The 21,854-nt window shown below is 62.9% G+C and carries 17 protein-coding genes; 15 read left to right on the top strand and 2 right to left on the bottom strand.

The window, feature by feature from the left end:
* The first annotated feature begins 59 nt into the window (after positions 1–59).
* From carB to OKW26_RS28495, 3 genes are all read left to right on the top strand, one after another.
* Positions 60–3,314, top strand: a complete 3,255-nt coding sequence (gene carB, locus OKW26_RS28505; RefSeq protein ID WP_429355890.1) for a carbamoyl-phosphate synthase large subunit — start codon at positions 60–62, stop codon at positions 3,312–3,314.
* Between the two features lie 153 nt (positions 3,315–3,467).
* Positions 3,468–3,944, top strand: coding sequence for a transcription elongation factor GreA (gene greA / locus OKW26_RS28500; protein ID WP_026225947.1), 477 nt, complete (start codon positions 3,468–3,470; stop codon positions 3,942–3,944).
* 20 nt (positions 3,945–3,964) lie between these two features.
* Positions 3,965–4,474 (top strand): DUF4149 domain-containing protein, encoded by a 510-nt coding sequence (locus OKW26_RS28495; RefSeq protein WP_026225946.1) that lies wholly within the window; start codon positions 3,965–3,967, stop codon positions 4,472–4,474.
* Between the two features lie 201 nt (positions 4,475–4,675).
* Here the strand turns inward: OKW26_RS28495 and OKW26_RS28490 are convergent, their stop codons facing one another.
* Positions 4,676–5,203 carry a YhbY family RNA-binding protein gene (locus OKW26_RS28490; RefSeq protein WP_429355889.1) on the bottom strand — a complete coding sequence of 176 codons (528 nt, stop codon included), beginning with the start codon at positions 5,201–5,203 and terminating at the stop codon, positions 4,676–4,678.
* 197 nt (positions 5,204–5,400) lie between these two features.
* Here OKW26_RS28490 and OKW26_RS28485 point away from each other — a divergent pair, with 197 nt between their 5' ends.
* The 11 genes from OKW26_RS28485 (at position 5,401) to phoR (ending at position 17,746) form a co-directional block, all read left to right on the top strand.
* Positions 5,401–6,063 carry an RlmE family RNA methyltransferase gene (locus OKW26_RS28485; RefSeq protein WP_429355888.1) on the top strand — a complete coding sequence of 221 codons (663 nt, stop codon included), beginning with the start codon at positions 5,401–5,403 and terminating at the stop codon, positions 6,061–6,063.
* 190 nt (positions 6,064–6,253) lie between these two features.
* Positions 6,254–8,143, top strand: coding sequence for an ATP-dependent zinc metalloprotease FtsH (gene ftsH, locus OKW26_RS28480; protein ID WP_018421239.1), 1,890 nt, complete (start codon positions 6,254–6,256; stop codon positions 8,141–8,143).
* An 83-nt stretch (positions 8,144–8,226) separates the two neighbouring features.
* Positions 8,227–9,126: a dihydropteroate synthase gene (gene folP, locus OKW26_RS28475; RefSeq protein WP_429355887.1), complete on the top strand. Its 900-nt coding sequence runs from the start codon at positions 8,227–8,229 to the stop codon at positions 9,124–9,126.
* A 29-nt stretch (positions 9,127–9,155) separates the two neighbouring features.
* Positions 9,156–10,514: a phosphoglucosamine mutase gene (gene glmM / locus OKW26_RS28470; RefSeq protein WP_184061441.1), complete on the top strand. Its 1,359-nt coding sequence runs from the start codon at positions 9,156–9,158 to the stop codon at positions 10,512–10,514.
* Between the two features lie 420 nt (positions 10,515–10,934).
* On the top strand, positions 10,935–11,966 hold the full coding sequence (gene pstS / locus OKW26_RS28465; protein ID WP_184061442.1) for a phosphate ABC transporter substrate-binding protein PstS: 1,032 nt from the start codon (positions 10,935–10,937) through the stop codon (positions 11,964–11,966).
* 160 nt (positions 11,967–12,126) lie between these two features.
* Complete coding sequence (pstC, locus tag OKW26_RS28460; RefSeq protein WP_429355886.1) at positions 12,127–13,128, top strand: phosphate ABC transporter permease PstC; 1,002 nt, start codon at positions 12,127–12,129, stop codon at positions 13,126–13,128.
* Complete coding sequence (gene pstA / locus OKW26_RS28455) at positions 13,125–14,021, top strand: phosphate ABC transporter permease PstA (protein ID WP_187610850.1); 897 nt, start codon at positions 13,125–13,127, stop codon at positions 14,019–14,021. The genes pstC and pstA overlap by 4 nt, the downstream gene beginning before the upstream one ends.
* A gap of 16 nt (positions 14,022–14,037) precedes the next feature.
* Entirely contained in the window at positions 14,038–14,886 is an 849-nt protein-coding gene (gene pstB, locus OKW26_RS28450; RefSeq protein ID WP_184061444.1) for a phosphate ABC transporter ATP-binding protein PstB, read from the top strand.
* Positions 14,887–14,914: 28 nt separating this feature from the next.
* A complete protein-coding gene (phoU, locus tag OKW26_RS28445) occupies positions 14,915–15,619 on the top strand; it encodes a phosphate signaling complex protein PhoU (protein WP_027198295.1) in 705 nt (234 codons plus the stop codon).
* Between the two features lie 26 nt (positions 15,620–15,645).
* Positions 15,646–16,347 carry a phosphate regulon transcriptional regulator PhoB gene (gene phoB, locus OKW26_RS28440; protein ID WP_085480866.1) on the top strand — a complete coding sequence of 234 codons (702 nt, stop codon included), beginning with the start codon at positions 15,646–15,648 and terminating at the stop codon, positions 16,345–16,347.
* Positions 16,348–16,432: 85 nt separating this feature from the next.
* Positions 16,433–17,746 (top strand): phosphate regulon sensor histidine kinase PhoR, encoded by a 1,314-nt coding sequence (gene phoR, locus OKW26_RS28435; RefSeq protein WP_429355885.1) that lies wholly within the window; start codon positions 16,433–16,435, stop codon positions 17,744–17,746.
* Positions 17,747–17,862: 116 nt separating this feature from the next.
* Here phoR and ppk1 read toward each other — a convergent pair whose 3' ends face one another.
* The gene (ppk1, locus tag OKW26_RS28430; RefSeq protein WP_090801097.1) at positions 17,863–19,926 is read right to left on the bottom strand and encodes a polyphosphate kinase 1; all 2,064 of its coding nucleotides are present in this window, start codon (positions 19,924–19,926) and stop codon (positions 17,863–17,865) included.
* A gap of 204 nt (positions 19,927–20,130) precedes the next feature.
* Here ppk1 and ppx point away from each other — a divergent pair, with 204 nt between their 5' ends.
* On the top strand, positions 20,131–21,783 hold the full coding sequence (gene ppx / locus OKW26_RS28425) for an exopolyphosphatase (protein ID WP_184061446.1): 1,653 nt from the start codon (positions 20,131–20,133) through the stop codon (positions 21,781–21,783).
* Positions 21,784–21,854: the final 71 nt, after the last annotated feature.

The raw sequence follows: 21,854 nt of genomic DNA, 5'->3' as shown, positions 1-21,854 counted from the left end.
CAACGTGAAAACGGCGCGCGCCGACGGAAAGAATTCAGAAATACATTAGCGAGAGCGTTATGCCCAAGCGGACAGACATCAAGAGCATCCTCATCATCGGCGCGGGTCCGATCATCATCGGTCAGGCGTGCGAGTTCGATTATTCGGGCGCGCAGGCATGCAAGGCGCTGCGTGAGGAAGGCTACAAGGTCATTCTCGTCAACAGCAATCCGGCGACGATCATGACCGACCCGAACACGGCCGACGTGACCTATATCGAGCCGATCACGTGGGAAGTGGTCGAGCGCATCATCGCGAAGGAGCGCCCGGACGCGATCCTGCCGACGATGGGCGGCCAGACCGCGCTGAACTGCGCGCTCGACCTGCACGCGCACGGCGTGCTGGCGAAGTACGAGGTCGAGCTGATCGGCGCATCGCCGGAAGCGATCGACAAAGCGGAAGACCGTCAGAAGTTCAAGGACGCGATGACCAAGATCGGCCTCGGTTCGGCCAAGTCGGGCACCGCGCATTCGATGGAAGAAGCGCTGCAGGTGCAGGCGAAGATCGCCGCGGAAACTGGCAGCGGCGGCTATCCGGTCGTGATCCGTCCGTCGTTCACGCTGGGCGGCTCGGGCGGCGGCATCGCGTACAACCGCGACGAGTTCGAAGAGATCTGCAAGCGTGGGCTCGACCTGTCGCCGACGCGCGAACTGCTGATCGAAGAGTCGCTGCTCGGCTGGAAAGAGTACGAGATGGAAGTGGTCCGCGACAAGGCGGATAACTGCATCATCGTCTGCTCGATCGAAAACCTCGACCCGATGGGCATCCACACCGGCGACTCGATCACCGTCGCACCGGCGCAGACGCTGACCGACAAGGAATACCAGATCCTCCGTAACGCGTCGCTCGCGGTGCTGCGCGAGATCGGCGTCGACACGGGCGGCTCGAACGTGCAGTTCTCGATCGATCCGAAAGACGGCCGCATGATCGTGATCGAAATGAACCCGCGCGTGTCGCGTTCGTCGGCGCTGGCGTCGAAGGCAACCGGCTTCCCGATCGCGAAGGTGGCGGCGAAGCTCGCGGTCGGCTACACGCTGGATGAACTCAAGAACGAAATTACCGGCGGCCAGACCCCGGCCTCGTTCGAACCGACGATCGACTACGTCGTCACGAAGATCCCGCGTTTCGCGTTCGAGAAATTCCGTGAAGCCGATTCGCGCCTGACCACGCAGATGAAGTCGGTCGGCGAAGTGATGGCGATTGGCCGCACGTTCCAGGAGTCGTTCCAGAAGGCGCTGCGCGGCCTCGAAGTCGGCGTCGACGGTCTCGATGAAAAGACCGCCAATCGCGATGAGATCATCCGCGAGATCGGCGAAGCTGGTCCGGATCGCATCTGGTATGTTGGCGACGCGTTCCGTGTGGGCATGAGCGCGCAAGAGATCTTCGAGGAAACCGCGATCGACCCGTGGTTCCTCGCGCAGATCGAACAGATCGTGCTGAAGGAAAAGGCGCTGGCAGGCCGCGCGCTGGCGAGCCTGACGAAGGAGGAGCTGAAGTATCTGAAACAGAGCGGCTTCTCGGATCGTCGTCTGGCCAAGCTGCTCGGCGCGAAGCCGGCGGACGTGCGCGCGCGTCGTATCGAGTTGAACGTGCGTCCGGTGTATAAGCGCGTCGACACCTGCGCGGCCGAGTTCGCAACCAGGACCGCGTACATGTACTCGACGTACGAGGAAGAGTGCGAAGCGAATCCGACCAGCAACAGGAAGATCATGGTGCTGGGCGGCGGCCCGAACCGGATCGGCCAGGGTATCGAGTTCGACTACTGCTGCGTGCATGCCGCGCTCGCGATGCGCGAGGACGGCTATGAAACGATCATGGTCAACTGCAACCCCGAAACCGTGTCGACCGACTACGACACCTCCGACCGTCTGTACTTCGAATCGCTGACGCTCGAAGACGTGCTCGAAATCGTCGACAAGGAAAAGCCCGTCGGCGTGATCGTGCAGTACGGCGGCCAGACGCCGCTGAAGCTCGCGCTCGACCTCGAGGCGAACGGTGTGCCGATCATCGGTACGTCGCCGGACATGATCGACGCGGCCGAAGACCGCGAGCGCTTCCAGAAGCTGCTGCAGGACCTCGGTCTGCGCCAGCCGCCGAACCGCACCGCGCGCGCCGAAGACGAAGCACTGAAGCTCGCCGACGAAATCGGCTATCCGCTCGTCGTGCGTCCGTCGTACGTGCTGGGCGGCCGCGCGATGGAAATCGTCCACGAGCCGCGAGATCTCGAGCGCTATATGCGCGAGGCGGTGAAGGTGTCGAACGACTCGCCGGTGCTGCTCGACCGCTTCCTGAACGACGCGATCGAATGCGACGTGGATTGCATTTCCGATGGCGATGCCGTGTTCATCGGCGGCGTGATGGAGCACATCGAACAGGCGGGCGTGCACTCGGGCGACTCGGCCTGCTCGCTGCCGCCGTATTCGCTATCGAGGGCGACCATCGCCGAACTGAAGCGCCAGACCGCTGCGATGGCGAAGGCGCTGAACGTGGTCGGCCTGATGAACGTGCAGTTCGCGATCCAGCAGGTACCGCAGGCTGACGGCTCGAAGGACGACATCATCTACGTGCTCGAAGTGAACCCGCGCGCGTCGCGCACGGTGCCGTACGTGTCGAAGGCGACCAGCCTGCCGCTCGCGAAGATCGCAGCGCGCGCGATGGTCGGCCAGAAGCTCGCCGCGCAAGGCGTGACGAAGGAAGTCGAGCCGCCGTACTTCAGCGTGAAGGAAGCGGTGTTCCCGTTCGTCAAGTTCCCGGCGGTCGACCCGGTGCTTGGACCTGAAATGCGTTCGACCGGCGAAGTGATGGGCGTCGGCCAGACGTTCGGCGAGGCTCTGTTCAAGTCGCAGCTCGCGGCGGGTTCGCGTCTGCCCGAATCGGGCACGGTGCTGCTGACCGTGATGGACGCCGACAAACCGAAGGCAGTCGAAGTCGCGCGCATGCTGCACGAGCTCGGCTACCCGATCGTCGCGACCAAGGGCACGGCTGCCGCGATCGAAGCGGCCGGCGTGCCAGTCAAGGTCGTCAACAAGGTGAAGGACGGCCGTCCGCACATCGTCGACATGATCAAGAACGGCGAGATCGCGCTCGTCTTCACGACCGTCGACGAAACGCGCGCGGCGATCGCCGATTCGCGTTCGATCCGCATGAGCGCGCAGGCGAACAAGGTCACCTACTACACGACGATGTCGGGCGCACGCGCGGCGGTGGAGGGTCTTCGTTATCTGAAGAACCTGGAAGTCTATGATTTACAAGGACTCCATGCTCGCCTAAACTAAGGCTTCGACTAGCTGTCCAAGATGTAAGTGCCGCGGTTAAGCGGCGTTCCGCAGGTGCTGCGGCCCGGGTTTGTCCACGGGCGGCGGCTTTCGCGGAATGCACTTAACCGCGGTGATTTTTTTTATGGCCGTTTTTTGCCTCCAGAGTTGTTTATGAGCACTATTCCATTGACGAAGCGCGGCGCAGACATGCTGCGCGATGAATTGCAGCGCCTGAAATCGGTTGAACGTCCGGCCGTGATCAACTCGATCGCGGAAGCGCGCGCCCAGGGCGATCTGTCGGAAAACGCGGAATACGACGCTGCGAAGGAAAAGCAGGGCTTCATCGAAGGCCGTATCGCCGAAATCGAGTCGAAGCTCGCGGGCGCGCAGGTGATCGATCCGTCGCAAGTGGAAGCGGACGGCCGCGTGGTGTTCGGCGCGACGCTCGAACTCGAAGACCTCGAGTCGGGCGCGTCGGTCAAATACCAGATCGTCGGCGACGACGAAGCGGACATCGACCACGGCCTGATCTCGATCAGCTCGCCGATCGCGCGTGCGCTGATCGGCAAGTCGGAAGGCGACGTCGCGTCGGTGCAAGCGCCGGGCGGCGTGCGCGAATACGAAATCATCGCGGTCAGCTACATCTGAGGGTGGCGCCGGTGTCTTTGATGCCGCATCGTTTTTTCCGCCTGTTGACGGTGGTGTGGGTCGGTAGTCTGTTGACTATCGGCTATGCGGTTGCGCCCGTGCTGTTCACAACGCTCGACCGGATGACGGCGGGCGCCGTCGCCGCGCAGCTGTTTCGTATTCAGGGTGTGATTGGCGTCGTGTGCGGCATTTTGCTGCTCGGTCTCGCCAATTTGCTCGTGCGGCGCGGGAGTGGCGCATATCGCCGCTTGCGCTGGCTGCTCGCCGGTATGCTCGTATGCGTGCTGGTTGGCTATTTCGCGTTGCAGCCGTTCATGAACGCGATGCGCGTGGCGGCGCTCGAGGCGGGCAGCGACATCGGGCATTCCGTTTATGCGACGCGCTTCGGCATCCTGCATGGCGTGTCCAGTCTGTTCTACCTGATCGAGAGCCTGCTAGGGGTTGCGCTCGTTTGGCTGCTGCCGGCGCCTGTTGGTGCCGCGGCCGAGGAAGAGGGCGCGCGCGGCGTCACGGGCAAGGTGGCGGGCTGAAGCTCGCGGGTGGCTGATGGTGTGACGGTGCGCGTGCCATGGCCGCCGGGTCGATGCCGATGCCCGCGATGAACCTCACGTTGCGACGAATCGTCGCGATTCCGGTGTCCAACTACGGTTCATTCGCGCTGCTTCGGGCCTCGCGCTCAAGGCCGCCAATGCGCAGTGCGGAGTCGGTCCGCACCTTGGGCGCGTGTTCTCTTACTTTGACTGATGCGAACGCTTTGCGCTGGTTTGACGCTTCTTCGCGCGCTTGATGTTGCCGCCCTGCGTCACGCGTTCATTGCCGCGCACCAGCACCGCTTTCGCTCGCGGCTTGCGCATCGGCACGTCGGTCGGCTTGGCGACCTTGACGATGCGGGGTGCGCGTCCCTTGGCCGGCCGGGTTTCTTCGGCTGCCGCTTCGCGGGCGCTCGGCAACGCGCCGCGCTTCGCTTTTGCCGCCGGCTGTGCCGATTCTGGCTTCCAGATCACGAGCAGCTTGCCGATATGCTGGATCGGTGCAGCGTTCAGCGCGTCGCAGATTTCTTCGTAGATAGCGATGCGCTCCTCGCGCTCCTCGCCGAACACGCGAATTTTGATCAGTTGATGCGCGGCGAGGTGCACCTTGATTTCGGCGAGCACAGCGTCGGTCAAGCCTTCGGCGCCGACGAGCACGACCGGTTTGAGCGCATGTGCCTGGGAGCGCAACTCGGCGCGTTGGTCGGAAGAGACTTTGAGGGCTGGCATGGAAAGTGGAAGACTCGACTAAAATGGCGGCTCCTGCGTTTTCGTCCGATCGCCGAGCGATTCGGGCGACTCGATTCAGCAGGGCGCGCGTCAGAACAACAGAATCGCGGATCGCCGCCAGTCTGGCGGGGGCCGCGCGAATTAACCGCGTATTATCCCCTAAAGCGCGACCCGACGCAGCAATAGTTAAATCTTTAATGGCAAAAAACAAGTTCAATACCGCGTGGCTGCACGACCACATCAACGATCCGTACGTCAAAATGGCGCAGCGGGAAGGTTATCGCGCCCGCGCGGCCTACAAACTCAAGGAAATCGACGAGCAGGACAAGCTGATCCGTCCCGGGCAGGTGATCGTCGATCTCGGTTCCTCGCCGGGCAGCTGGAGCCAGTACGTGCGCAACAAGCTCGCGGGCGGCTCGCAGCGCAACGCGGAGCGCGAAGGTGGCATCGACGGCACGATCATCGCTTTGGACATTCTGCCGATGGAGCCGGTGGCCGACGTGCACTTCATCCAGGGCGATTTCCGCGAAGACCCGGTGCTGGTCCAGCTCGAAGAATTGGTCGGTGCGCGCCAGGTAGACCTTGTAATTTCGGATATGGCGCCCAACCTGTCGGGCGTGGCGATCGCGGATGCGGCGCGGATCGAGCATTTATGCGATCTCGCGCTCGAATTCGCGCAAAATCACCTGAAGCCGGATGGTGCCCTTTTAGTCAAATGCTTTCATGGCAGCGGGTATAGTCAGATTGTCGAAAAGTTCAAACGCCAATTCAAGGTGGTGGCGGCCCGCAAGCCGAAGGCGTCGCGGGATAAATCGTCAGAAACATTTATTTTGGGTAAGCATCTGAAGCGTCCCGCATAGGGATGCGGCGAGCCGGTTCCATCTCTGCCAATAATTAGCCCGATGCGTCCGGAGACGGGCGTCAAGCCGGCCCGCTACCCTATTTCCGTGGTAGTGAAACCTTATGGCAGGGGTCTGCGGACTGGATTAGAATGCTTTCGTGGTGCCGCAAGGCAAATGTAGGCGCCCGTCTAAGTGAAGGAGTGGTGCTTTGAACAACAATATGTTTTCGAAAGCAGCAGTGTGGCTGGTGATCGCACTGGTGCTGTTTACGGTGTTCAAGCAGTTCGACAAGCCCCGTGTCCAGGAAGGCGTTTCCTATTCGCAGTTCATGGACGACGCGAAGAACGGCAAAGTCAAGAACGTCATTGTCCAGGGGCGGAACCTCACGGTCACTCCAGCAGACGGCCAGAAGTACCAGATCGTGTCGCCCGGCGACATCTGGATGGTCGGCGATCTGATGAAGTATGGCGTACAGGTGAGCGGCAAGGCTGACGACGAACCCAATGCACTGATGTCCGTGCTGTATTACCTCGGACCGACGATCCTGATCATCGGTTTCTGGTTTTACATGATGCGACAGATGCAGGGGGGCGGCAAAGGCGGGGCCTTCTCGTTTGGCAAGTCGCGCGCGCGACTGATCGACGAGAACAACAACGCAATCAATTTCACCGACGTCGCCGGTTGCGACGAAGCCAAGGAAGAAGTGTCGGAACTCGTCGACTTCCTGCGCGATCCGCAGAAATTCCAGAAGCTCGGTGGTCGTATTCCGCGCGGCGTGCTGCTCGTTGGCCCGCCGGGAACCGGTAAGACGCTGCTCGCGCGCGCCATCGCCGGCGAGGCGAAGGTGCCGTTCTTCAGCATTTCAGGTTCAGATTTCGTGGAAATGTTCGTCGGCGTCGGCGCGGCTCGCGTGCGCGACATGTTCGAGCAGGCCAAGAAGCACGCGCCGTGTATCGTGTTCATCGACGAAATCGACGCGGTCGGCCGTCATCGAGGCGCCGGCATGGGCGGCGGTAACGACGAGCGCGAACAGACGCTGAACCAGATGCTCGTCGAAATGGACGGCTTCGAGGCGAACTCGGGCGTCATCGTGATCGCCGCGACGAACCGTTCGGATGTGCTCGACAAGGCGCTGTTGCGTCCGGGCCGTTTCGACCGTCAGGTGTACGTGGGTCTGCCCGATATTCGCGGCCGCGAGCACATCATGAAGGTGCACCTGCGCAAGGTGCCGATCTCGAACGACGTCGATGCGGCAGTGATCGCGCGCGGCACGCCGGGTTTCTCGGGCGCAGATCTCGCAAACCTCGTCAACGAAGCAGCACTGTTCGCGGCGCGCCGCGGCAAGCGCATCGTCGAAATGACGGACTTCGAGGACGCGAAGGACAAGATCTTCATGGGTCCGGAGCGCAAGTCGGCTGTGATCCGCGAAGAATCGAAGCGTGCTACCGCGTATCACGAATCGGGTCACGCGGTGATCGCGAAGCTGTTGCCGAAGGCCGATCCGGTGCACAAGGTCACGATCATTCCGCGCGGCCGTGCGCTGGGCGTCACATGGCAGTTGCCGGAGCATGACAACGAAACGTACTCGAAGGAATATCTGCTCGACCGTCTTGCCATCCTGTTCGGTGGCCGCGTCGCGGAAGAGCTGTTCCTGAACCTGATCAGCACCGGTGCGTCGGACGACTTCAACAAAGCGACGCAGACGGCTCGCGCAATGGTTGCCCGCTTCGGCATGACGGATGCGCTCGGACCGATGGTCTATGTCGATGACGAGAACGACGCTTCGCCGTTCGGCCGAGGCTTCACGCGGACCATTTCGGAAGCGACGCAACAGAAGGTCGACGCGGAAATCCGTCATGTGCTGGACGAGCAGTACAATCTCGCACGGCGCCTGCTCGAAGAGAACCGCGACAAGGTCGAAGCGATGACCGCCGCACTGATGGAGTGGGAGACGATCGACGCCGATCAGATCAACGACATCATGGCAGGCCGTCCGCCGCGTTCGCCGAAGAGCTCGCCGCCGTCGGCAAGCGACGCCTCGTCGGGCGGCAGCCCGGGCACCGAAGTCAAGCCGGGCAGCGCAACCGCGCCGGCCTGATCGGCAGCCAGTAGAAAGTGCGGGCCGGTGTGCTACACACCGGCCCGTTTTGCATTTATCCGTTCCAAGTGAAGCATTGCTACGTGTCGAAAGTCGATTCTTGTTCCGTACCCCTTCCAGAGCCGCTGCAGTGTGGCCGCTTCAAGCTGACGTTCGAACGCCCGTTGGTCATGGGCATCCTGAACGTCACTCCCGATTCCTTTTCCGATGGCGGCAAGTTCGCGACGCGCGGCGATGCGCTGCGCCAGGCCGAGCGCATGATGCTCGAGGGCGCGGACATCATCGATATCGGCGGGGAATCGACGCGTCCTGGCGCGCCGCCGGTGCCGCTCGACGAAGAGCTGGAGCGCGTGTTGCCGCTCGTCGAGCAACTGCGTGGCGCGAACGTGCCATTGTCGGTTGATACGTACAAGCCGGAAGTGATGCGTCATGCGTTGAACGCGGGCGCCGACCTGATCAACGACATCTGGGGCTTCCGCATGCCCGGCGCGATCGACGCGGTGCGCGACAGCGACTGCGGCCTTTGTGTCATGCATATGCTAGGTGAGCCGCAGACCATGCAGCTGGGCGAGCCGCACTATGACGACGTCGTCGGCGAAGTGCGCCACTTCCTCGAGGAGCGTGTCGCGACGTTGCAGCAGGCGGGGATTGCGCGCGAGCGTATCAGCGTCGATCCGGGTTTCGGCTTCGGCAAGGTCGTCGTCGAGCATAACTACGCGCTGCTCGCGCATCTGCGCGACACGGCTCCGCGCGCCGCTTCGCCGTATCCGATTCTTGCGGGCATGTCGCGCAAGTCGATGGTTGGCGCGGTGACGGGGCGGCCGGCGCCGGAGCGCGTGGCCGGCAGCATCGCCGCGGCGGTGTGCGCGGCCGAACGGGGCGCCGCGATTCTGCGCGTACACGACGTCGCGCAAACAGTCGATGCATTGAAAGTATGGGCAACCCTGCGCGACGCGGACAAGCAGAGCCGCGCGCACGGTTGAACCCGCAGCCACGGACAGGGAGAACAAACATGGCACGTCGTTACTTCGGAACGGACGGCATTCGAGGCAAGGTCGGCGAAGGCCCGATTACGCCGGAATTCGTGTTGCGGCTCGGCTATGCGGCCGGCAAGGTGCTCGCGGGCGCCGATCAATGGGCGAAAACAGGCACCCGTCCGACCGTGCTGATCGGCAAGGACACGCGGGTGTCGGGCTACATGCTCGAAGCCGCGCTCGAATCGGGCTTTTCGGCCGCCGGCGTCGACGTGATGCTGGCCGGCCCGATGCCGACACCCGGCATCGCCTATCTGACGCGCGCACTGCGGCTTGCCGCGGGTGTCGTGATCAGCGCATCGCACAACCCGTACTACGACAACGGCATCAAGTTCTTCTCGGCCGACGGCAACAAGCTGCCGGACGACGTCGAGGCGCAGATCGAGGAGCAGCTCGAACTGCCGCTCGCGTGCGCGGCCTCCGAGCAACTGGGCAAAGCGCGCCGTCTCGATGACGCAGGTGGCCGCTACATCGAGTTCTGCAAGAGCACGTTCCCGGCCGCGTACGACCTGCGCGGCATGAAGCTCGTCGTCGATTGCGCGCATGGCGCCGCGTACGACGTCGCGCCGCACGTGTTCCATGAGCTCGGCGCGGAAGTGATCCCGATCGGCGTCTCGCCGAACGGCTTCAATATCAACGACGGCGTCGGCGCGACCGCGCCGGATGCGCTGGTTCGCGCGGTGCGCGCGAACCACGCGGACCTCGGTATCGCGCTCGATGGCGACGCCGACCGTCTGCAGGTCGTCGACGAGTCTGGCCGCCTTTTCAACGGCGACGAGCTGTTGTACGTGCTGGTCAAGGACCGTATCGCGACCGCCGGCCACGTGGAAGGAGCGGTCGGCACGCTGATGACCAACATGGCCGTGGAGGTCGCGCTGCAGAATGCTGGCGTCAAGTTCGTGCGCGCCGCGGTCGGCGACCGCTATGTGCTCGAACAGCTTCGTGAGCACGGCTGGCAGCTCGGCGCCGAAGGTTCGGGCCACATTCTGTCACTCGATCGCCATTCGACCGGCGACGGCATCGTGTCCGCTCTGCTCGTGCTGGCGGCGATGCAGCGCAGCGGCAAATCGCTCACGGATCTGCTCGACGGTGTCACCCTGTTTCCGCAGAAGCTGATCAACGTGCGCATGAAGCCCGGCTCGGACTGGAAGGGCAGCGAGACGATCCGCAGTGCGATCAAGGTGGCCGAAGGCGCGCTCGACGGCCGCGGCCGCGTGCTGATCCGCGCGTCGGGCACCGAGCCGGTACTGCGCGTGATGGTGGAGGCGCAGAACGTCGCGGACGCGCTCGAGCATTCTGAAGCGATTGCCGAAGCCGTGCGGGTAGCGACGGCCTGATCGGTTCCCGAGTCGACGGCGGGCGGTGGCGACCGCTTGCCGCCTGCCTGAGCGTCGCAAGCAGAAGATTCAGCGGGCTCCATAAACTGGGCGGCCGGGCTTTCACACCCAACGAAGGCTCATTCCTCACCCCATCGAATCCACTCCGCAGCCGCCAAAAGGACGGCACATCCCGCACAAAAACGACCTCCGCGCGCAGCGCAAACGTTCGCGCCCCATCTTTTTTTGTCTACCTCGAAAAATGCGATGCAACGGGCATCGGCACAGCGGCAATTCGGCGGCTTCGGCACCTTTCACGGGGTAATATTACTGTCACATCTGATTCATTATCAGTCACGTTTTTGTCATAAAGAGACCCTAAGCTTCGCGGTGTTCGAGTTTCACGCTCACACCACACGCTCACACCCCCTTGGAGGTCTCATGAAATTGATGCAAACCGTGTTCGCTGGCGTCGCTGGCGCGCTCTTCGCAATCGCAGCGCAAGCCGCAGACATCACCGGCGCGGGCAGCACGTTCGCGGCACCGATTTACACGAAGTGGGCCGACGCTTATCAGAAGACCGGCGGCGGCAAGGTTAACTACCAAGGCATCGGTTCGTCGGGCGGCATCAAGCAGATCGAGGCCAAGACCGTCGATTTCGCAGGGTCGGACGCTCCGCTGAAGGACGACGAACTCGCGAAGGCAGGCCTGTTCCAGTTCCCGACGGTGGTCGGCGGCGTGGTGCCGGCAGTCAACGTGCCGGGCGTCAAGCCGGGCGAACTGGTGTTGTCGGGTGAAGTGCTCGGCGACATCTACCTGGGCAAGATCAAGAAGTGGAACGACCCGGCAATCGTCGCGCTGAACCCGAAGGTCAAGCTGCCGGATCTGGACATCGCCGTGGTGCGCCGCGCCGACGGTTCGGGCACCAGCTTCATCTGGACGAACTACCTGTCGAAGGTCAACCCGGAATGGAAGACGAAGGTCGGTGAAGGTGCGACGGTCAACTGGCCGACCGGCACGGGCGGCAAGGGCAACGACGGCGTCGCGGCTTTCGTGCAGCGTCTGCCGGGCGCGATCGGTTACGTCGAATGGGCGTACGCCAAGCAGAACCACATGAACTACGTCGCGATGAAGAACGAATCCGGCGCGGTGGTTCAGCCGGAGACCGACACGTTCAAGGCAGCGGCGGCTGGCGCCGACTGGTCGAAGTCGTTCTATCAGATCCTGACGAACGAGCCGGGCAAGAACGCATGGCCGATCGTCGGCGCGACGTTCGTGCTGCTGCACACGACGCAGGACAAGGCACCGCAAGGCTCGGAAACGCTGAAGTTCTTCGACTGGGCGTTCAAGAACGGCGGCCAGGCTGCGAACGATCTGGACTACATCTCGCTGCCGCAGTCGGTCGTCTCGGAAATCCGCACGCAGTGGAAGCAGAAGGTCAAGGATTCGGCAGGCAAGACGCTCGCCGAGTAACAGGCGTAAGCTGGCGCGGTCGATTTGGGCCGCGCCCTGTAGCACCCCGGCCGTCCTCGTGCGAGGACGGCCTGTGACTTTCACGCGGCATGCGCCGCATGCATCACCGACCGCCCGACATGTGTCGTCCGGCAACTGGAAACAGGTCCCTCAGGCTCTCATGTCCGATATTCATTTAGCGTCCGGCACGAGCCGGGCCACTCCGCCTGGCCGCGCGTCGCAGCAAAAAGCGCCTGGCCGCTCGGGCGATGTGATCTTCGGCGGCCTCGCACGCCTTTCCGCCATCGTCACGCTGCTGCTGCTCGGCGGCATCATCGTGTCGCTGATCGTCGCCTCGATGCCGTCGATTCGCGAGTTCGGTCTCGCGTTCCTGTGGACGGCGGTGTGGGATCCACCCAGCAACCAATTCGGCGCGCTCGTGCCGATCTACGGCACTCTCGCGACGTCGATCATCGCTCTGCTCATCGCGGTGCCCGTCAGCTTCGGTATCGCGCTGTTTCTGACCGAACTGTCGCCCGCGTGGCTGCGCCGGCCGCTCGGCATCGCGATCGAGCTGCTCGCCGCGATTCCGTCGATCGTGTACGGCATGTGGGGTCTGCTCGTGTTCGCGCCGATCTTCGCGGTGTGGTTCCAGAAGCCGCTAGGCGCGGTGCTCGGCGGCATTCCGATCGTCGGCGCGCTGTTCGCCGGTCCGCCGATCGGCATCGGCATTCTGTGCGCGGGCGTGATCCTTGCGATCATGATCATCCCGTACATCGCAGCGGTGATGCGCGACGTGTTCGAAGTGACGCCGGTGCTGCTGAAGGAATCGGCGTACGGTATCGGCTGCACGACGTGGGAAGTGATGTGGAAGATCGTGCTGCCGTTCACCAGGAGCGGTGTGATCGGCGGCGTCATGCTCGGTCTCGGCCGCGCGCTGGGTGAGACGATGGCGGTCACGTTCGTGATCGGCAACACCAATCTGCTCGACAATATTTCGCTGTTTTCGCCGGGCAACAGCATCACGTCGGCGCTCGCCAACGAGTTCGCGGAAGCGGAGCCGGGCCTGCATACGTCGGCGCTGATGGAGCTCGGCCTGATCCTGTTCGTGATTACATTCATCGTGCTGGCGATTTCGAAAATCATGCTGCTGCGTCTCGAGAAAGGGGAGGGCGCGAAATGAGCGGGCCGTCCCTGAACATGCCGGGTCTGAAGGACGCCGCGACGCTCGAAACGATGCGCGTGCGTCTGCAAGGGCGCCGTCGCATGACCAACGCGCTTGCGCTGACGCTGTCGCTCGCGGCGATGGCGTTCGGCCTGCTGTGGCTCGTGTGGATTCTCTATACGACGCTGCGTCTCGGTATCGGTGGTCTGTCGATCGAACTGTTCACGCAGTCGACGCCGCCGCCGAACACCGATGGCGGCGGTCTCGCCAACGCGATCGTCGGCAGCCTGTTGCTGGTCGGGCTCGCGACCTTCGTCGGCACGCCGATCGGCATCATGGCGGGCGTCTATCTCGCCGAATACGGCCAGAAAGGCTGGCTCGCGAACCTCACGCGCTTCATCAACGACATCCTGCTGTCGGCGCCGTCGATCGTCATCGGTCTGTTCGTCTACGCGCTCGTCGTCGTGAAGATGGGCCACTTCAGCGGCTGGGCCGGCGTGCTCTCGCTGGCGCTGCTGCAGATTCCGATCGTGATTCGCACGACCGAAAACATGCTGAAGCTCGTGCCGAATGCGATGCGTGAAGCCGCGTTCGCGCTCGGCACGCCGAAGTGGAAGATGGTGCTGTCGATCACGCTGAAGGCGTCGATCGCGGGCATCGTCACCGGTGTGCTGCTCGGTGTCGCGCGAATTGCCGGCGAAACCGCACCGCTGCTCTTCACCGCTTTGTCGAACCAGTTCTTCTCGGTCGATATGGGTCAGCCGGTCGCGAACCTGCCGGTCACGATCTACAAGTTTGCGATGAGCCCGTTCGCGCAGTGGCAATCGCTCGCGTGGGCCGGCGTCTTTCTGATCACGCTCGCGGTGCTGGGACTGAACGTCCTCGCGCGCACGATCTTCTCGAACAAGTAAGGGCGGAGTGAATCCGATGAACATGGCAGAAACCCAACTCAATCCGATCGGGCACGCAGCCGCGCCCGCGGGCTCCGACCCCGAACACAGCGCTCAAGCGCAAACCCCGTCGCGTCCGAAGATCGAGGTCAAGGACCTCAACTTCTTCTACGGCAAGTATCACGCGCTGAAGAACATCAATCTGCAGATTCCCGAAGGCAAGGTGACCGCGTTCATCGGCCCGTCGGGCTGCGGCAAGTCCACGCTGCTGCGTACCTTCAACAAGATGTACGCGCTCTATCCGGAGCAGCGCGCGGAAGGCGAGATCGTGATGGACGGCGAAAACCTGCTGACCATGCGCCAGGACATTTCGCTGCTGCGCGCGCGCATCGGCATGGTGTTCCAGAAGCCGACGCCGTTCCCGATGTCGATCTACGACAACATCGCTTTCGGCGTGAAGATGTTCGAGAAGCTGTCGCGCTCGGAAATGGACGACCGCGTCGAATGGGCGCTGACCAAGGCGGCGCTGTGGAACGAAGTGAAGGACAAGCTCGGCCAGAGCGGCTACGGTTTGTCGGGCGGCCAGCAGCAGCGTCTGTGCATCGCGCGCGGTATTGCAATTCGCCCCGAAGTGCTGCTGCTCGACGAGCCGTGCTCGGCGCTCGACCCGATTTCGACGGGCCGTATCGAAGAGCTGATCGCCGAACTCAAGAGCGACTACACGGTGGTGATCGTCACGCACAACATGCAGCAGGCGGCCCGCTGTTCGGACTACACTGCCTATATGTACCTCGGCGAACTGATCGAATTCGGCGACACCGAAAAGATCTTCATCAAGCCGGTCCGCAAGGAAACCGAGGACTACATCACTGGCCGCTTCGGCTAATCCGCCGGGCAATACAACGGAGTACGACATGTCCGATAAACATCTGTCCAGCCAGTTCGACGCAGACCTGAACCTCGTTTCGTCGAAGGTGCTAGAAATGGGCGGCCTCGTCGAATCGCAGATCGTCAACGCGATGCAGGCGCTCAACGAATTCGACCTCGACATCGCCGAGCAGGTGATCGTCGCCGAAGACCGTCTGAACAAGATGGAAGTCGAGATCGACGAAGAGTGCAGCAACATCATCGCGCGCCGTCAGCCGGCCGCGCGCGATCTGCGCTTGCTGATCGCGATCTCGAAGACCATCACGAACCTCGAGCGCGCCGGCGACGAAGCCGAAAAGATCGCGAAGCGCACCAAGCGTCTGATGGAAGACGGCGCATCGCGCACCATCAACATCGCCGAGATCAAGCTGTCGGGCGAAATGGCCGTGTCGATCCTGCGCCGTGCGCTGGACGCGTTCGCGCGTCTGGACACGGTCGCCGCCGCGCAGATCGTGCGCGACGACAAGGCGATCGACGAGGAATTCCGCGCGTTCGTGCGCAAGCTGATTTCGTATATGACCGAAGATCCGCGTTCGATCTCGGTGGGCCTCGACTTCCTGTTCATCGCCAAGGCAATCGAGCGGATCGGCGACCACGCGAAGAACATCGCGGAATTCATCATCTACATCGTCAAGGGTACCGACGTGCGGCACCAGTCGCGCGACGCGCTCGAACGCGAAGCGCTCAGCTAATCCAGAGATAAGGAACAGAGGTGCCGATGCCCAGCAGCATTCTCGTCATTGAAGATGAGCCCGCCATTTCCGAACTGATTTCGGTCAATCTTCAACACGCCGGGCACTGCCCGATTCGCGCGTACAACGCGGAGCAGGCGCAAAACCTGATCAGCGACGTACTGCCCGATCTCGTGCTGCTCGACTGGATGTTGCCGGGTAAATCGGGTATTTCGTTCGCGCGCGATCTGCGCAACAACGAGCGTACGAAGCATATCCCGATCATCATGCTGACCGCGCGAGGCGACGAGCAGGACAAGGTGCTCGGCCTCGAGATCGGCGCCGACGACTACGTGACGAAGCCGTTCTCGCCGAAGGAACTGATGGCGCGCATCAAGGCGGTGCTGCGCCGCCGCGCGCCGCAGCTGACCGAAGACGTGGTCGCAATCAACGGCCTGAAGCTCGATCCGGCCACGCACCGCGTCGCCGCGCATGCGGAAGGCAGCGAGATCAAGCTCGATCTCGGCCCGACCGAATTCCGTCTGCTGCACTTCTTCATGACTCACCCGGAGCGCGTGCACAGCCGCACGCAACTGCTCGATCAGGTGTGGGGCGATCACGTGTTCGTCGAAGAGCGGACCGTCGACGTGCATATCAAGCGTCTGCGCGCGGCACTCAAGCCGGCCGGGTGCGATGCTATGATTGAAACGGTACGCGGCAGCGGTTACCGGCTGGCGAAGAGCGCCTGATAGCCGTCGGCGGCGCGCTGCATCGCATGGCGCTGTGCCGCCGTACCTCCCTCCTGCGCTGTATTTTCTCTTCGATCGCTAGACCATGAACATCATCTGGGCGCGCTCCATCGTGTCGGTCGTGCTGCTTGCTGTTCTGTGCGCGGTGGTCGGCGCACTGCTGAACGTCAAGGCAGGGCTCGCTCTCGCCATCGTCCTGCTGCTCGTACAGAGTGTCTTCAGTACCTTCCACAAGCAGCGTCTGTGGCGTCTGCTCGACGCGCCGGTGTACGGCGAAGTGCCGAGCGCCCCCGGCATCTGGGGCGAAATCTATTACCGTCTGCACAAGCTCGCGAAGCGCTGGCATGCCCAGGTGCGCCAGGTCGAGCAGCAGCATTCGCGTTTCATCCAGGCGATCCAGGCGTCGCCTAACGGTGTCGCGATGCTCGACGATCATGATCAGATCGAGTGGTGCAACGCGATTTCCGAAAGCCACTTTGGGCTCGATGCGAAGCGCGATCTGCGTCAGCACATCACGCATCTGGTGCGTCATCCGGATTTCGTGCGCTATCTGAATTCGCATCGGTACGAGGAAATGCTGATCATGCGCGGCATGGGCGACAAGCGCCAGAACGTGCTGTCGGTGCAGGTGTTTCCTTACGGCGACAATCGCAAGCTCGTGCTGTCGCAGGACATCACCGAGCTCGAGCGCACCGATGCGATGCGGCGTGACTTCGTCGCCAACGTGTCGCACGAATTGAAAACGCCGCTCACGGTGTTGTCCGGCTTTCTCGAGACGATGCGCGAGCTGCCGTTGGGCGAAGCCGAGCGCGCGCGTTATCTCGAACTGATGGAGCAGCAGGCGTCGCGCATGCGTCATATCGTCAGCGATCTGCTCGTGCTCGCGACGCTCGAAGGCGACAACAAGCCACCGAGCGATCAGATGATCGACATGCGCGCGGTATTGCGGCATCTGCATGACGACGCGCAGAGCCTGTCCAGCGATCATCACAAGATCGTCTTCGATGCCGACGAAGCACTGACCGTCACCGGCGTCGAAACCGAGATTTTCAGCGCATTCGGCAATCTGGTGACGAACGCGATCCGCTACACGCCGGACGGCGGCTCGATCAAGGTCAACTGGCGTGCGCAGGGTGGCCATGCGGTGTTCTCGGTCACTGATAGCGGCTTCGGCATTCCGGCCGCCGATATCCCGCGGCTCACCGAGCGCTTCTATCGCGTCGATCGCAGCCGTTCGCGCGACACGGGCGGCACCGGGCTCGGTCTCGCGATCGTCAAGCACGTACTGCAACGGCACGATGCGCAACTCGACGTGAAGAGCGAAGAAGGGCGCGGCAGCACGTTCACGGTGCGCTTTCCGGTGTATCGGACGGCGCGCGTTCAAACCGCACAGGTTTGAACGCGGCAGTCGTACGACTGGTCGACGCATAAAAAAACCGCCTGAAAAAGGCGGTTTTTTATGCGCGCGGATCGTCGGGTGCCCGCCATCGCGGCGAGCACCCGAAACGCGGGCGACTACGAACAGAACTTGCCGAGCAGACTCATCTGAGCATTGCGCGACGCCTTGCCCGGCCGGCGCCGGCGATAGTGACCGTCGCTCTGCATCAACCAGGCCGACTGGTTGTCGCCGAGAAACGCCGACAGCCCTTCCGCGATCACGCGCCGCTTCAGTCGCCGGTTGTTGACCGGGAATGCGACTTCGACGCGCCGGAACAGATTGCGATCCATCCAGTCGGCGCTCGACAGATAGACCTGTTCCTTGCCGCCGTCGTAGAAGTAGTAGATGCGATGGTGTTCGAGAAAGCGCCCGACGATCGAGCGCACCGTGATGTTCTCGGAGAGCCCTTGCACGCCCGGCTGCAGCGAGCACACGCCGCGCACGATCAGATCGATCTTCACGCCGGCCTGCGATGCTTCGTACAGCTCGGCGATCACCGTCGGCTCGAGCAGCGCGTTCATCTTCGCGACGATGCGCGCCTTCTTGCCCGCGCGCGCATGCTCGGCTTCCTTGCGGATCGCGTCGACGAGCTTCGGATGCAGCGTGAACGGCGACTGCCACAGCTCGTGCAGCTTCAGCTCGCCGCCGATGCCGGTGAGCTGCTGGAACACATGGTGCACGTCCTCGCAGATCTTCTGATCGGCGGTCATCAGACCGAAATCGGTATAGAGGCGCGCGGTGCGCGGGTGATAGTTGCCCGTGCCGAGGTGCACGTAGCGCTTCAGGCTCGCCTTGCCGCCCGCCGACACGCGTCGCACGATCAGCATCATCTTCGCGTGGCACTTGTGGCCGACTACGCCGTAGACCACGTGCGCGCCGACCGCTTCGAGCTGCGAGGCCCAGTTGATGTTGGTTTCCTCGTCGAAGCGCGCGAGCAGCTCGACGACCACCGTGACTTCCTTGCCGTTGCGCGCGGCCTGCATCAGCGCATCCATCAGCGGCGAGTCGGTGCCGGTCCGATAGATGGTCTGCTTGATCGCGACCACGTTCGGGTCCTTGGCCGCCTGCAACAGCAGCTCGAGCACCGGCTGGAAGCTCTCGTACGGATGATGCAGCAGCACGTCGCCCTGATCGATCACGTCGAACATGCTCGCGCTGTTGGCGATCTGCCTCGGCGTCGACGGAATGTGCGGCACGAACTTCAGATCCGGCCGGTCGACCATCTCGGGCAGCTGCATCAGCCGCACCAGATTGACGGGGCCGTTCACGTAGTAGCAGTCCTTGTTCGACAGACCGCTTTCGTCGAGCAGGCGCCGCACCACATGCGTGGGCGTTTCCGCCGACACTTCGAGCCGCACCGCATTGCCCAGATGCCGCGCCGGCAGTTCGCCCTGCAACGCGACGCGCAGATTGGTGATTTCGTCTTCGTCGACGAACAGCTCGCTGTTGCGCGTGATGCGAAACTGATTGCAGCTGCGCACGAAGAGATTCGGAAACAGCTCGCCGACAAAGTGTTGGAGCAGCGAGCTCAGCAGCACGAAGCCATGCGGATAACCCGACAACTCCTGCGGCATGCGCACGAGTCGCGGCAGCGCGCGCGGCGCCTGCACGATGCCCATCATCGCCTGACGGCCGAACGCGTCCTTGCCCTCGAGCTCGACGACGAAGTTCAGGCTCTTGTTCAGCACGCGCGGAAACGGATGCGCGGGGTCGAGACCGATCGGCGTGAGCACCGGCAGCAGTTCGTTGAAGAAGTAGTTGCGCGCCCATTCGGTCTGCGCGTCGCTCCAGGCTTCGTTGCCGTGGAAATAGATGCCTTCCTGTTCGAGCGCGGTGAGCACCGTGTCGTGCAGCATCGTGTACTGGCGATGCACGAGCTTCTGCGCACGTTCGACCACGAGGTCGTACATGTGAAGCAGCGACATGCCGTCGGGCGACAATGCGCCGGGGTTGTCGCCCATCTGTTCCTGAAGCCCGGCCATGCGGACTTCGAAGAATTCGTCGAGGTTGCTACTGGTGATGCAGATAAAGCGGAGACGTTCGAGCAAGGGGACGGCGGGATCGGCGGCTTGCGCCAACACACGCTCGTTGAAACCCAGAATGCCCAGCTCGCGATTCAATAGGGGATAGCGGACGGACATCGGCGGCGAGATTGGAATGTCTGAAATGGAGACGGAAAGACGCTCGGAAATTCTCACGGTTTGATGACGTCCTGATGACATCGGCGATGTTTTTAACATTTTATGCCGCAATCGTCGTCTGTCGTCAATATGACGCGCTACCTATGCGACGATACCGAACTCCCTGCGCCGCGAGGTGACACCGTGAAGGCTGCTACGCTTAGAATGGCGTCTTTGAACAGTGCGGCTGGCCGCGACGCGCACCATGCGCCGAAGGCGCCGGGCCGGCGCGTGGCGCTGCCGGAGTCCGCCGCCACGCCCTCGGCCGCAGCCGCGGCGCTCGCGCGCATGGAGTACGCTTACCCGATGGTCAATATTCCTCATCTCCTCGCCGCCGTCGATCTCGGTTCGAACAGCTTCCGGCTCATCGTGGGCCGGGTCGAGGAAACCGACGCGGGCAGCCAGATCTATCAGGTCGACGCCTTGCGCGAGCCGGTGCGGCTCGCGGCCGGACTATCGAGCGACAAGATGCTCGATCGCGCATCGCAGGTGCGTGGCTGGGATGCGCTGAAGCGCTTCGGCGAGCGGTTGCGCGATTTTCATCCGGACCACGTGCGCGCGGTCGCGACCAATACGCTGCGCATCGCGAAGAATGCGGGCGAATTTCTCGGCGAGGCGGAGGCCGCGCTCGGTTTTCCGATCGAAGTGATCGCCGGGCGCGAGGAAGCACGCCTGATTTATGCGGGCGCCGCGCACTCGGTGCCGGCGAGCGCGGGCAAGCGGCTCGTCGTCGATATCGGCGGTGGCTCGACGGAATTCATCATCGGCTCGCACTACACGCCGATCATGATGGAGAGCTTGTATATCGGCTGCGTGAGCCATAGCCGCGCGTTTTTCCCGGCCGGCAACGTCGACGAGTACACGATGCGCCAGGCCGAGCTCGCCGCGCGCCGCGAAATCCAGATCATTTCCGCCGAATACAAGAAGACCGGCTGGGAGCAGGCGATCGGCTCGTCGGGCACCGCGCGCGCGCTCGCCGAACTGGTCGAGGCGAACAATTTCAACGATGCGGGCGTCACCCACGGCATTTCGCGCGGCGGCCTCGAGCGGCTCAAGCGCGCGCTGATCAAGGCCGAAAACGTCAACCGGCTGAAACTGATTGCGCTGAAGAGCGACCGCGTGCCGGTGCTCGCGGGCGGGCTGTCGATCATGATCGCGGTGTTCGACGAACTGGGCGTCGACTATGTCGACACCACCGACGGCGCGCTGCGCCTCGGCGTCATGTACGACCTGCTCGGCCGTTCGCAGCACGAGGACATGCGTACGGTGACGGTCGAGGGCTTCATGCGCCGCTATGGCATCGATCGCCCGCAGGCGGGGCGCATCCGCGATCTGTCGACGAGCTTCTACGACCAGTTCGTCGAACCGGACGAGGAACGCCGCGCGGAAAACCGCATGTTCATCGGCTGGGCGGCGTCGCTACACGAAATCGGGCTGTCGATCTCGCATAGCGCGTATCACAAACACTCGGCTTATATCGCGAGCAATGCCGACATGCCGGGCTTTTCGCGTACCGACCAGGCGCGCCTCGCCGCGCTCGTGCTCGGCCACGCGGGCAAGCTCGGCAAGCTGTCGCAGACGCGCGACGTCGAATGGCCGCTGCTGTTCTGTCTGCGGCTCGCGGCGTTGCTGTGCCGTCGACGCGCGGACGTCGGCCTGCCGGGCATCACGGTTGCTCAGGCGAACGGCGGTTACGAGGTGCGTTTGCCGAACGAGTGGGTCGCCAACAATCCGTTGACGGATTACAGCCTGATCCAGGAGGCGGCGGAGTGGGAGAAAGTCGGGATTCCGTACCGTGTCGTTTATACGGACGATTGACGCGATGCGAATCGACGCACGCGTCGATTCGCGGCGTGTGCATGAACAAAAAAAGCCCTGCAAATGCAGGG

Source organism: Paraburkholderia sp. 32 (assembly GCF_050435345.1).
Lineage (GTDB): Bacteria > Pseudomonadota > Gammaproteobacteria > Burkholderiales > Burkholderiaceae > Paraburkholderia > Paraburkholderia tuberum.
Note: the sequence above shows the minus strand (reverse complement) of the source record. Positions and strands in the feature narration are given on the sequence as shown.

Bases quoted from the DNA above. Each gene is read 5' to 3' on its own strand.
- carB (WP_429355890.1), top strand. From the start codon at position 60: ATGCCCAAGCGGACAGACATCAAGAGCATCCTCATCATCGGCGCGGGT.
- greA (WP_026225947.1), top strand. From the start codon at position 3,468: ATGAGCACTATTCCATTGACGAAGCGCGGCGCAGACATGCTGCGCGAT.
- OKW26_RS28495 (WP_026225946.1), top strand. From the start codon at position 3,965: ATGCCGCATCGTTTTTTCCGCCTGTTGACGGTGGTGTGGGTCGGTAGT.
- OKW26_RS28490 (WP_429355889.1), bottom strand. From the start codon at position 5,203: ATGCCAGCCCTCAAAGTCTCTTCCGACCAACGCGCCGAGTTGCGCTCC.
- OKW26_RS28485 (WP_429355888.1), top strand. From the start codon at position 5,401: ATGGCAAAAAACAAGTTCAATACCGCGTGGCTGCACGACCACATCAAC.
- glmM (WP_184061441.1), top strand. From the start codon at position 9,156: ATGGCACGTCGTTACTTCGGAACGGACGGCATTCGAGGCAAGGTCGGC.
- pstS (WP_184061442.1), top strand. From the start codon at position 10,935: ATGAAATTGATGCAAACCGTGTTCGCTGGCGTCGCTGGCGCGCTCTTC.
- pstC (WP_429355886.1), top strand. From the start codon at position 12,127: ATGTCCGATATTCATTTAGCGTCCGGCACGAGCCGGGCCACTCCGCCT.
- pstA (WP_187610850.1), top strand. From the start codon at position 13,125: ATGAGCGGGCCGTCCCTGAACATGCCGGGTCTGAAGGACGCCGCGACG.
- pstB (WP_184061444.1), top strand. From the start codon at position 14,038: ATGAACATGGCAGAAACCCAACTCAATCCGATCGGGCACGCAGCCGCG.
- phoU (WP_027198295.1), top strand. From the start codon at position 14,915: ATGTCCGATAAACATCTGTCCAGCCAGTTCGACGCAGACCTGAACCTC.
- phoB (WP_085480866.1), top strand. From the start codon at position 15,646: ATGCCCAGCAGCATTCTCGTCATTGAAGATGAGCCCGCCATTTCCGAA.
- phoR (WP_429355885.1), top strand. From the start codon at position 16,433: ATGAACATCATCTGGGCGCGCTCCATCGTGTCGGTCGTGCTGCTTGCT.
- ppk1 (WP_090801097.1), bottom strand. From the start codon at position 19,926: ATGTCCGTCCGCTATCCCCTATTGAATCGCGAGCTGGGCATTCTGGGT.
- ppx (WP_184061446.1), top strand. From the start codon at position 20,131: ATGGCGTCTTTGAACAGTGCGGCTGGCCGCGACGCGCACCATGCGCCG.